Annotated in this window: 9 protein-coding genes; 3 read left to right on the top strand and 6 right to left on the bottom strand. The window is 74.3% G+C overall.

Features of this window, described 5'->3' with window-relative positions:
• Window positions 1-141: 141 nt before the first annotated feature.
• From CCL05_RS38675 to CCL05_RS38655, 5 genes are all read right to left on the bottom strand, one after another.
• A complete protein-coding gene (locus tag CCL05_RS38675; protein ID WP_244204545.1) occupies window positions 142-1866 on the bottom strand; it encodes a VMAP-C domain-containing protein in 1725 nt (574 codons plus the stop codon).
• Window positions 1863-2261, bottom strand: coding sequence for a CU044_2847 family protein (locus CCL05_RS38670; protein WP_086565292.1), 399 nt, complete (start codon window positions 2259-2261; stop codon window positions 1863-1865). The genes CCL05_RS38675 and CCL05_RS38670 overlap by 4 nt, the downstream gene beginning before the upstream one ends.
• Before the next feature lie 80 nt (window positions 2262-2341).
• On the bottom strand, window positions 2342-3682 hold the full coding sequence (locus CCL05_RS38665) for a carboxyl transferase domain-containing protein (protein WP_086565291.1): 1341 nt from the start codon (window positions 3680-3682) through the stop codon (window positions 2342-2344).
• Entirely contained in the window at window positions 3675-5120 is a 1446-nt protein-coding gene (locus CCL05_RS38660; protein WP_086565290.1) for an acyl-CoA synthetase, read from the bottom strand. Before CCL05_RS38660 ends, CCL05_RS38665 begins: the two co-directional genes overlap by 8 nt.
• A gap of 53 nt (window positions 5121-5173) precedes the next feature.
• On the bottom strand, window positions 5174-6538 hold the full coding sequence (locus tag CCL05_RS38655; RefSeq protein WP_086565289.1) for an SLC13 family permease: 1365 nt from the start codon (window positions 6536-6538) through the stop codon (window positions 5174-5176).
• Between the two features lie 195 nt (window positions 6539-6733).
• Here CCL05_RS38655 and CCL05_RS38650 point away from each other — a divergent pair, with 195 nt between their 5' ends.
• Entirely contained in the window at window positions 6734-7447 is a 714-nt protein-coding gene (locus tag CCL05_RS38650) for a FadR/GntR family transcriptional regulator (protein WP_086565288.1), read from the top strand.
• Here CCL05_RS38650 and CCL05_RS38645 read toward each other — a convergent pair.
• Complete coding sequence (locus CCL05_RS38645) at window positions 7444-8535, bottom strand: MerR family transcriptional regulator (protein ID WP_086565293.1); 1092 nt, start codon at window positions 8533-8535, stop codon at window positions 7444-7446. The genes CCL05_RS38650 and CCL05_RS38645 overlap by 4 nt on opposite strands.
• Before the next feature lie 147 nt (window positions 8536-8682).
• On the opposite strand from CCL05_RS38645, the gene CCL05_RS46695 reads away from it, so the two are divergent.
• Window positions 8683-9552, top strand: coding sequence for an ATP-grasp domain-containing protein (locus CCL05_RS46695; RefSeq protein ID WP_086565287.1), 870 nt, complete (start codon window positions 8683-8685; stop codon window positions 9550-9552).
• A 50-nt stretch (window positions 9553-9602) separates the two neighbouring features.
• Window positions 9603-11000: an MFS transporter gene (locus tag CCL05_RS38635; protein ID WP_086565286.1), complete on the top strand. Its 1398-nt coding sequence runs from the start codon at window positions 9603-9605 to the stop codon at window positions 10998-11000.
• Window positions 11001-11089 lie beyond the last annotated feature (89 nt).

Raw genomic sequence — 11089 nt, 5'->3', positions numbered from 1 at the left:
GTGGGGCGGGGAGGTGGTCGATACCGTCGTGCGGCTCGTTCTCGCCGGTGTAGACGGACCAGTGCGGCATGGGGGATGTTCTCCGCTCTCCGTTGTCGAGCTGGTGGTTCTCGGGTGCGGGCGGGCCGGGCCCGCGGTGCGTCAGGCCACCGGGGTCCGGGCGTGGGCGGCGGCGACGGCGTGCGGGTCGGCGAAGACACGCGGGTCGTCCCAGAGCAGCTGGATGCCGTGGGCCCAGTGGTCCTCCTCGGCGTCGGCCTCCTCGCGCAGGGCCAGGATCCTGCGGGGGAGTTCGGCGGGCGGTACGGCCTTCACGCAGGCGTCGAGCGCGTCGAGGAAGGCCTTGCCGGTGCAGCCGTCCGCTCCGGAGCAGTCCTCCTGCCCCGAGCCGCAGCCGTCGCGCGACCAGACGATCACCGGGGCCGGCGCGGTGAGCGAGGTGTCGAAGTGCGGCCGGGTGCGGGCGGAGGCCGGGGCCGTGCCGAACCCGGCGAGACAGGCGCCGGGCTGCCGCAGCCGCATCCGCAGCCGCCCGGGCTCCTCCGGGCCGCCGCACTCCACGCGGTGCATCCGCGCGCCCGGTAAGGCGTCGAGGCGTTTCCAGGCCCGGGTCAGGACATGCCGGGTGCTGGCCTTGCGCCGGGCGTGGTCGGTGACGACCAGCGGGTAGACGCAGCCGAGCGGGGTGGCGTCGTCGGGGGCGCTCTCCCAGCGGTCGACGGGCCAGTCCAGCCAGTCCCGGGGCAGCGCGAAGGCGACCAGCTCGTCGGCTCCGGGCGTCAGATACCGGAAGGCCGCCTCGATACGGTCCTGCACGTAGGCGCGCAGCCGGTGCTGCTCGACCGTGCCGGAGTCCACCGGGTGCCGCCGCCCCTCGCTGTACGCGGACACCTCGACGCGGACCAGGTCGTCGCCCGCGCCGCTGTGCCCGAGTTCGACCAGGATGGGCGACCAGTCGGGCGCCGACGGCTCCACGGCCGGGGTGTGCAGCAGGGCCTGAAGCCGGTCGGCGAACCGGGACACCGTGCGCGCGGCGCCCGGGCCGTCGAGTTCGCACAGCACGAACAGGGCCGCCGACCACAGCGAGTCGAACCCCTCCTCGGGCGGCGGCGGATCGAACGGGTCGGCCGCAGCCCTGTAGAGCCGGACCGGGTCGCAGTCCACGCCCGCGCGGGCCGCCTTCTCGACCAGGGCACGCAGCCGGGCCCGGTCGGCGGTCGTGTGGTCCGAGGTGGGGACCAGGCTCTGCAGCGCCGGCCAGTAGCGGGCCATGACCTGGACGGGCATCATCCGGCCGGTGCGCACGTCCCTCGTGCCGGCCGCCGCCGTGACCATGCCGACGACCTCGCCGGTGTCGGCCAGGGTGACGGCGGCCCCGCTGAAGCCGGGGGCCAGGGGCTGGCCGCCCGGGTGCCACGCCTCCAGCTGGAGCCACTCCCGTTTGATCAACTGCGGTGCGGTGACGCGGTATTCGGCGAGGGTGCCCTCGTCGAAGCCGGCCGGGAAGCCGTAGACGACGAGCTTGCGCGGCGTTGGGCCGTGCGCGGCGTCGACCGGGGCCAGCGCGGCCGGGGCGATGGGCACCTCCCGGTCGAGGGCCAGCACGGCGAGGTCACCGAGGTCGGTGCCGGCGCCGGCCCAGCCGCCGTGGGCGACCACACGGGCGGGCACGGGCGGGGAGCCGGGCCGCTCCGTGAACGTCACGGTCAGGCCCTCGCCGTCCCCCACGACGTGGGCGCACGTCAGCACCGTGCCGGGCGCGACCAGGAAACCGGCTCCGGCCACCCGGCCCCGTAACTCGACCCGGGCGTGCCACTCGGCGCTGTTCAGGGAGCTCACCAGGGCGCTGTCCACGGCGTGGTTCATGACGCGGCGCCGGCCTCCGGGATGGACGGGGGCTGCGGGGCGGACGGGGCCGGGGCCTGCGGCGCGGACGGTGTGTCCGGCGTGGACGGCGACCAGGTCAGTTTGACCACCAGATGGCCCTCGGCGGTGCCCTTGGCGATGAACGCGCCCGTCTCCGCGGACAGTTTGACCCCGAACTCGATCTCCACACCGTCGGGCTTCAGCGAGCCGTCCCGGAACACCCGCAGCGCGGACTCCGCCGCCGAGCGCACCCCCTCCAGGGCGCCCTCGAAGGTGCGGGTCGCCTGGACCGTACCGTCGCCCCGGGAGACCAGGCGGGAGCCGGACCGCTCCTCCACCGCCTCGACCGCGACCACGGCACCGTCACCGGTTCTGAACTCGACCAACCCGTCCATGACACCCCCGTGGTTCCGTCGCGTTGGGCATATCCATTGTGACGGAAGGTACTTGATGGTGTGTGGGGGCACCACCTGACTTACGGTCCCACGGCCCCCCGGATCACCCCCAGCTCCACCAGATCCTGCGGCCGGATGCGGAGCTGGTCCGCCGTCGCCTCCACCTCGCGCGGCGGCCGCTTGAGGATGGCCGCCGCCAGCTCCGGCGCGATCACCGAGAAGTAACTGTCCGGCGTGGCCCAGGTGTTGCCGGGCGCGGCCAGCGCCAGCGCGCCGCCGGACCCGCCCTCGCCGATCACCAGCGTCGTCACCGGGGTGCGGGCGCTCGCCACCGCGCCGAACAGGTCCGCGATCGCGGGGCCCGCGCCCTGCCGCTCCGCCGCCGCGTCGTTGGCGGCGCCCGGGGTGTCCACGAGGGTCAGCACCGGGATGCCCAGCCGGTCCGCGAGGCGGATCAGACGGGCGGCGGTGCGGTAGCCGGCGGGGCGGGTCGCGGTGCCGGTCTGCGCGGCGTAGGCGACGGTACGGCCCTCGTGTGTGCCGAAGCCGCACAGCATGCCCTCCGGGTCCGTGCCGCCGCAGCGGTCGCCGCTGATCGCGGCCCGGTCGGAGAAGTAGGCGTCCAGGTAGGCGGCGGCGCGCGGGCGCCGGGGCGAGCGGGCGCGCCGGACGGCGTCCCAGCCCGTGGCGGGCAGGCCCGTGTCGTCGCCGAGCGGATCGGGCGGCGGGGCCGGCGTGCCGGACGGACACGTCAGCAGCCGCAGCCACCGGCCCAGCGTCTCGCGCAGCTCCTCCGGCCGTACGACCGCGTCCGCCGCGCCCGCCGCGACCTGCGCCTCGGCCGTGTACGCCGCCGGGTCCGCGTCCGCCGGCCGCACCCGGGAGCCGGCGAAGCCGACCTGGGCCCCGGGCAGCGCGAGGACCACGTCGGCGCCCGCGCCCAGGGTGGCCCAGCCGCCCCCGGTGGTCGGATCGCGCACCACCGCGACCTGCGCGAGCCCCGCCTCCCGGGTGAGCGCCGACTGCCGGGCCACGCGCTGGAGCTGGGTCAGGGCGAGCATGCCCTCCTGCATCCGGCTGCCGCCGGTGGCGACCAGCGGCACGACCGGGAGGCGGTGCTCCCGGGCGTAGGTGTACGCCGCCTCCAGCCGGTCGCCGGTGCGTTCGCCGAGCGAGCCGCCGAGGAAGCCGAACTCGAACGCGATCAGCACGGCCCGGGTGCCGCCGACACGGGCGGTGCCGCAGACCACGGACTCCTGCTCGCCGGTGCGCTCGACGGCACGGGCGCGCAGGGCGTCGTAACCGGGCCAGCCGAGCGGGCCGTCGGGCTTCGGGTCCCTTATGACGCCGGGCAGTTCGGTGAAGGTGGCGTCGTCGGCGAGGGCGTCGACCATCGAGCGGGCGGACAGGCGCTCAGTCATGGGGCAGTGCCCGCTTCATGATCTTCCCCATGTCGTTGCGGGGCAGGGCGTCGAGGTGGTGGACGACCCGGGGGCGCTTGTGCGGGGCGAGCCGCTTCGCCACGTGATCCGCCAACGCGTCGAGCGACGGCGGGGACTCGGGCTCCACCGGGACGATCCACGCCACGATCCGCTCGCCCAGGTCGGCGTCCGGCTCCCCGGTGACGGCGGCCTCCCGCACCCCCGGGTGCTCCAGGAGCGCGTTCTCGATCTCCCCCGCCCCGATCTTGTAACCGCCGCTCTTGATCAGGTCGGTGGCCTTGCGGCCGACGATCCGGACATAGCCGTCGGGGTCGCGCACCGCCATGTCGCCGGTGCGGAACCAGCCGTCGGCGGTGAAGGCGGCGGCGGTGGCGTCGGGCCGGTTCAGATACTCGGTGAACAGGTTCGGTCCGCGCACCTGGATCTCGCCCACCGTCTCCCCGTCGTACGCGGTGACCTCCGAGCCGTCCTCCTCGACCAGCCGCAGCTCCACGCCCGGCAACGGAACCCCGACGGTGCCCGGGCGGGCCTCGCCGTCGGCACGGACGCTGGTGTTCATCAGCGTCTCCGTCATGCCGTACCGCTCGATCACCCGCCGCCCGGTCGCCGTCGCGATCCGCCCGTGGTCGTGCACGGGCAGCGCGGCGGAACCGGACACCAGCAGCCGCGCCCCGGTCAGCGCCTTCACCAGCTCCGGGTCGCCGGTCACCGCCTCCGCGATCCGGTGGTACATCGTCGGCACGCCGAACAGCATGGTCGCCCCGGTGCTCAGCTCCCGGGCGACGCCCTGCGTGCTGAAGCGGCCCAGGTGCCGCAGCGAGCCGCCGCGCCGCAGCGGGCCGAGGGTGCCCAGGACCAGGCCGTGCACGTGGAACAGCGGCAGCCCGTGCACGAGGACGTCGTCGCCGGTCCACTGCCACGCGTCGGCCAGCGCGTCCAGGGTCGAGGCGATCGCCCGGCGCGGGATGACGGCACCCTTGGGCGGGCCCGTGGTGCCGGAGGTGTAGACGATCAGCGCCGGGTCGGCCTCGTCGGCGCGCTCCTGGGGCACCGGCCCGGTGCCGTGCACGTCGACATCGAGGCGGGGCAGGTCCCGGAGGGGGGCGGGGAGTTGGTCGTCCGGTGCCGTGAGCACGAGGTCGGGCGCGCTGTCGGACAGGATGTGCCCGAGCTCCTTCTCGCCCGACTTCGGGTTGAGCGGCACGGCGGGGACGCCGGCCAGCAGCGCGGCGACGACGGCGACCGCGGTCTCCATGGTGGGGGTCGCCCACACGGCGACCCGCGTGGCCTCGCCGATGCGGCCCGTGAGCGCGCCGGCCGCGGCGGCGAGCTGCGCGTAGGTCAGGGAGCGCTCGCCGAACCGGAGGGCGGGGCGGTCGGCCGGCGATTCGGTCAGGGCCGGGAAGAGGGGGGTCACGCGTCACATCTCCTTAGCTGTTGCCTGCGGTTGTCCGTGGGCGGCGGGGCCGTCTATCCCCATCCGGGCACGACCATCACCAGCCACGCCGCCGCCGGTACGACCGCCACCACGATCCCTCCGTACACCATCAGCTGCCGGAAGAAACGCTCGCGGTCGACGTCCGGCGCGGCGGCCAGGACGAGTGCGCCGTTCGTGGAGAACGGGCTGACGTCCACGACGGTCGCCGACACGGCGAGTGCGGCCACCATGCCGATCGCGCCGATCTCGCCCCGTTCGAGGAACGGCACGGCCAGGGGGATCAGGGCGCCCATGATGCCCACGGAGGAGGCGAACGCCGAGACGAGTGCGCCGATGTAGCAGAGCAGGACCGCGGCGAGCAGGGGGATGCCGATGTCGCCCACGCCCTCGCCCGCCCAGGTGATGGTGCCCATCTCGTCGAGGACGCCGATGTAGGTGAGGACGCCGCAGATGAGGAGGACCGTCGGCCAGGCGATCTGGCCCGTTGCCTTGCGGCTGTCGTCCGGCCACAGCGTGCTGAGGACGACGGCGAGGGTGATGGCGGTGAGGCCGGCGTCCAGGTCGAAGACGAGGACGGCGATCACCAGGGCGAGGAGGGAGGCGAGGGTGGCTGTGCGGGAGGGGGTGAGGCTGGTCGTTTCCGGGCTCAGCGTGTCGGTTGCCGGGGCCGGGGCGGTGCGCAGCTCGGCGGTACCGGGTGCTGGGGTCGGGTCGGTCCGCAGCTCGGCGGTACGAGGTGCCGCTGCGCCCACCCGTGCCGCCCCAGCGGCACGACTGCCCGCAGCTATGTCCCCCTGCAGCTTCAAGCCGCCGCACACCACGAACACCACGCCCGCGATCACCAGGTTCGCCGCGAGGGACGCGAGGAACAGGACCACCTCGTTGCCGGGGAGCTTCTCGCGTTCCACGATGCCGTTGACGATCGAGCCGTAGATGCTGATGGGGGAGAAGCCGCCGGCCTGGGCGCCGTGGACGACCATCGCGCCCATCAGCAGCGGACTGATCCCGTACCGCGCGGCGAAGCTCAGGGCGATCGGGGCGACGATCGCCACCGCGGCCGGGCTGACCGCGCCGATCGCCGTGAGCGCGCCGGTCAGGGCGAACATCACCCAGGGGATGAGCGCCACCCGCCCCCGCACGAGCCGGACGGCGGCGTGCACCAGCCAGTCGGTGGTGCCGTTGGCGCGGGCGATCGCGAAGAGGTACGTGACGCCGACCAGGACGACGAACAGGTCGCCGGGGAAGCCGGCGAAGATGCCGTCCGCGTCGAGACCGGCGACGAGTCCGCCGACCCCGAAGGCGGCGGCGAAGGCGAGCGCGCCCATGTTGACGGAACGGGTGGTGGCGATGACGAACACCACGACGAGGACGAGGATGGAGATGAGTTCGGGGGACATACGGGCTCCCGTCTTTGGGCCCCGGAGCGGCTGGGAGCACCAGAAGAGTGGCCGAGTGGCTGAGCCACTTGAGGTGCGTTGGCTGAACAGCGTGGGCGCGGCCCGGGCGTCCGTCAAGGGGGTGCGCAAGAATTGGTTCAGCCACTCGGCCACCGAGAGGTGCCGGTGTTAGGCTCCGGGCGAGAGGGGGACTCCGTGACCGACGCCCTGCGCCCCATGACCAAACAGCGCCTCTACGAGCAGGTGCTGGAGCGGCTGCGTCAGTACGTCGCCGAGGGCGGCCTGCGCGCCGGCGACCGGCTGCCGCCCGAGCGCGATCTGGCCCAGCGGCTCGGGGTGAGCCGCGCCTCGGTGAAGCAGGCGATCGTGGTCCTGGAGGTCCAGGGCCTGGTGGAGGCCCGGCACGGAGGCGGCACGTATCTCGTGCGGGACAGCCTCGACACCGAGCCGGTCGAGCGGATGGTGGAACGCCGCCGGCGCCTGCCCGACGTCCTGGAGGCCCGGGAGGCGCTGGAGACGAAACTCGCCGAACTGGCCGCGGAGCGGCGCTCGGAGGAGGACCTCGCCGCGATGCGCTCGGCGCTCGCGCACATGGCGGAGGAGATCGCGGCGGGCGGTCACGGCGTGGAGGGCGACCGGCTGTTCCACGCGGCCGTGACGGCGGCGGCCCACAGCGCGCTGCTCGCGGAGTTCATGCGCTCCATCACCGAGCAGATCGCCGAGAGCCGCACCGAGTCCCTCCGCCAGCCCGGCCGCCCGTCCCGCTCCCTCTCCCAGCACCAGGCCATCCTCGACGCGATCGCCGCACAGCGGCCCCGCCAGGCGGCCACGGCCATGCGACGGCACGTGCGCACGGTGGCGAAGGTGCGCTTGCTGGACTGGGAGCCGGAGGAGCCCGAGGAGTCCTAGGAGGTGGCCGCGTGCTCTCCCCGCTCCACCACGTCCGCCACCACACAGCTGACGTTGTCCGGACCGCCGGCCTCGTTCGCCGCCGTGACCAGGGCCTGGACCGTTTCGCCGGGGGCGGCGGGCGAGGCGAGGAGTTCCTGGATCCGGTCCTCGGGGACCACAGCGGTCAGGCCGTCGGAGCACAGCAGATAGCGGTCGCCCGGCAGCGTGTCGTGCAGCCGGAGGTCCGCGACCGTGGTGCCCCCGTCGCCCGTCAGGGCCTTCAGCAGGAAGGACCGCTGGGGGTGGGAGACGGCCTCCTCGGGCGTCAGACGGCCCTCGTCGATCATCGATTGGACGACCGTGTGGTCGTGGGTGATGAGGAACAGCTCGCCGTCGCGCAGCAGATAGGCGCGGGAGTCGCCGATGTGCACCAGGGCCAGCCGTGAGCCCGTCCACAGCAGGGCGGTGAGGGTCGTGCCGATGTCGTCGGCGCCGTCGGCCACGTCCCGGACGGCCTGGGCCGCGCCCCGCACCGCGTCCTCCAGGAGGTTGAGGACCCCGCCGGCCGGGACCTCGTCGGTGTCCAGGAAGCGCAGTGCCTTTACGGCGGCGCTGCTCGCGGGCGCGCCGGCCGGTCCGAAGCCGTCGGCGACGGCGAGCAGCCGGGTGCCCGCGTACGCCGTGTCCTGGTTGGCGGGGCGGACGCGACCGGTGTCCGAGCGGGCGGAGTAACGCAGTTCCAGCATGGCGGTGTCCTTTCCGGACTCGTCCGAGTCCGCCGTCAGGTGAGCGACCAGGAACGCGGCGAGGTCCCGCCGTACCGCCGTCTGCGCCTCGACACGCGCCCAGTAGGCGCGGATCTCCCGGGCGGCGGCCGTGGAGTCGCGGTCGTGGAGCCGGCACACCTGGCGGATCTCGGCCAGCGGCATGCCCAGCCGCCGCAGCCACGCCACCAGCCGGGCCTGCTCCAGCTGCCCGGCCGCGTAGTACCGGTATCCGGTGTCCGGGTCCACCCGGGCGGGCCGCAGCAGGTCCAGCTCGTCGTACAGGCGCAGTGCCTTGGGCGAGAGCCGGCACGCCTTCGCGAACGCTCCGATCGTCAGCATGTCCCGGTGCACCTCGCCACCTCCCTCCCGTTCCGCCACCGATGCTGGGGTCTCACCGAAGGTGAAGGTCAAGCGGGCTGTTCTGGTTCCGGCACCGGTTGCTAGCCTGCCGTTCGATCGTCCGGTCGCACGAAGAGGGAGCCCTTGGTGCCCCGTATCGCACTCGTCACCTACGACTCCGGTCCTGAGCCCAGCAAGGACCAGGACCTTCCCGTGCTGGTCCGGGCGCTGAGGGACGCCGGTGCCGAGGCCGTTGCCGTGCCGTGGGACGCCCCCGGCGCCGACTGGGGCGGCTTCGACCTCGCCGTGCTCCGGTCGACCTGGGACTACAGCTGGCGGACGGAGGAGTTCACGGCGTGGGTGGAGCGGTGCGGAACGCTGACGCGGCTCTCCAACCCGCCCGCGGTCGTGCGGTGGAACACGGACAAGCGGTACCTCGGGGATCTGGCGACGGCCGGCGTGCCCGTCGTCCCCACCCGGTACATCGCGCCCGGCGAGCCCGCCGACCTCCCTGACCACCAGGAGTACGTCGTCAAGCCCACCTCCGGCGCCGGCGCCCGTTTCGCCGCCCGCTACACCCACGACGAGCACGAAACGGCCCTGCGCCAGCTGAAGCGGATGCACGCCGAGGGCTTCACGGCGATGGTGCAGCCGTACATGCGCAGCATCGACTCCGCCGGCGAACGGGCCCTGCAGTTCTTCGGCGGGCGCCTGCTGCACGCCAGCCGCAAGGGCGCGGTCCTCGCGCCGGGCACACCGTACGACGCCGACAAGGTCGCCCACCCCGACCTGCGGCCCTGGGAGCCGACCGCCGCCGAACTCGACGTCGCCGAGCGGGCGCTGGCCGCCGTACCCGGGCAGCCGGAGCTGCTGTACGCGCGCGTGGACCTCGTCACCGGGCCGGACGGGGAGCCGTGCGTGATGGAGCTGGAGCTGGTCGAGCCGAACCTGTTCCTGTGGCTGCACCCGCAGTCCGTGCCGAGGGTGGTCGAGGCGGTCCTGGCCGCCGCCGGCTGATCACGCGGACATACGTCCCTTGGTGAGGCTTTTGGTGTAGTGGTAGGGCCATGCCCTCCGAGCGACGGTCCTGGGCACCGCTGCTCGCGGTGTGCGCCGGGTACTTCATGGTGATCCTGGACGTGACGGTCATCAACGTCGCCGTGCCGGTGATCGGGCGGGAGCTGTCGGCCTCGCTCACCGGCATCCAGTGGATCACCGACGGCTACACCCTGGTCTTCGCCGGGTTCCTGCTGACCGGTGGGGCGCTGGGGGACCGGCTGGGCAACCGCCGGGTGTTCTGCTCGGGCGTGGCGGTGTTCACCGTGTCCTCCGCGGCGTGCGCGCTCGCGCCCGGAGCGCTCTTCCTGGTGGTGGCCCGGCTGGTGGAGGGGCTGGGCGCGGCACTGATCGTGCCCGGTTCCCTGGCCCTGCTCCAGCAGGCCTACCCCGAGCGGGCCGCACGCTCGCGGGCCTTCGGGCTGTGGGGTTCCATGGCGGGCATCGCGGCCTCGGCCGGGCCGCTGCTGGGCGGGCTGCTCGTCTCCACGGTGGGCTGGCGCTGGGTGTTCCTCGTCAACCTGCCCGTCGGCGTGGCCTGCCTGGTGCTGACGCTGCGGCACGTGGCCCGCTCGCCCCGGCGCGCCGACCGGGCGCTGGACTGGCCGGCGCAGTGCGCGGTCGTGGCGGCGGTGGCGCTGCTGACCGGGGCGCTCAACGAGGCCGGGCGGCGGGGCTGGACCGATCCGGCCGTGCTCGCCGGCGCGGGACTGGCCGTGGCGGCCGCCGTGGCGTTCGTGGCGCGCGAGCGGCTCGCCCGGTCCCCGGTCCTCCCGCTCGGCCTGCTGCGCTCCCGCGCCATGAGCGGCGCGGCCGGCATCGGCCTGCTGTTCAACTTCGGCTTCTACGGCATGGTGTTCACCGCCAGCCTGGAGTTCCAGCACCAGCGCGGTTACAGCGCCCTCGGCACCGGACTCGCGCTGTTCCCGGCGGTGGCGATGACCATGTTCGCCTCCGTCCTGTCCGGGCGGCTCGCCCGTCGCACCGGCGACCGTCCGCTGGTGGTCTCCGGGATGCTGCTGGCCGCCCTGGGGCTGGCCGGGTGGACCGCGGCCGGCGCCGACCCGGCCTACGCGCTGCTGGTGGCGCCGATGATGGCCGCGGGATTCGGTACGTCCTTCGCCCTCACCGGCTCGACCGCCACCGTGATGGGCGCCGCCCCCGCGGCGTACTCGGGGGCCGCCTCCGCCCTGTTCAACACCACCCGCCAGATCGGCAGCGCCACCGGCGTCGCTCTCGGCGGCAGCCTGCTCGCCTCCGCCACCGGCTACGGCGCCGGGATCCGCACCAGCATGTTCATCGGCGCGCTCGCCTACCTGGCCGCCGCGGGCCTCGCATGGCGCTGTGTGCCCGCGAAGCCCCGGCGGTCCGCCGAGGCCCAGGAGCCCCTCAGTCCTGACGGCCGGTGACGGCCACCCGCTGCAACAGCCCCCAGGTGAACTCCGCGACGACCTCCCACCGCGCCCCCTGCGCGTCCGGCGCGGTGGGAGGTCGTCGC

It is taken from the genome of Streptomyces africanus (genome assembly GCF_002150735.1).
In the GTDB taxonomy this organism is placed as follows: Bacteria; Actinomycetota; Actinomycetes; order Streptomycetales; family Streptomycetaceae; genus Streptomyces; species Streptomyces africanus.
Note: the sequence above shows the minus strand (reverse complement) of the source record. Positions and strands in the feature narration are given on the sequence as shown.